This is a genomic window from Lacinutrix chionoecetis (assembly GCF_053604665.1).
In genome coordinates this window covers 1-216 of record NZ_JBSHNQ010000055.1, presented here as the reverse complement: position 1 = coordinate 216, position 216 = coordinate 1, and the positions used below count along the sequence as shown (strand labels likewise).

Here is a 216-nt window from a genome sequence, read left to right as displayed (position 1 = left end):
GTTTCATCTACTGTCCAGGTTCCTTCGCCTGGTACTACTAACTCATCGTTATCGCCATCGCCATCGGTATCTGTAGCGGCCGGATCGGTAAACGATACGGTTGCTGGATCGATTGCGCCATCTGGATCTGAATCGGCTCCGTTTCCATTGTCTGCGGTTACATCTACTGTGGCTGGTGTATTGGTTGGTAAACCAGCTACATCATCGTCTTCTGCG

At 50.9% G+C, this 216-nt stretch carries 1 pseudogene; it reads right to left on the bottom strand.

What is annotated here, in order from left to right:
• A pseudogene (locus tag ACVC43_RS01080) lies at positions 1 to 216 on the bottom strand (hypothetical protein); the annotation flags it as partial.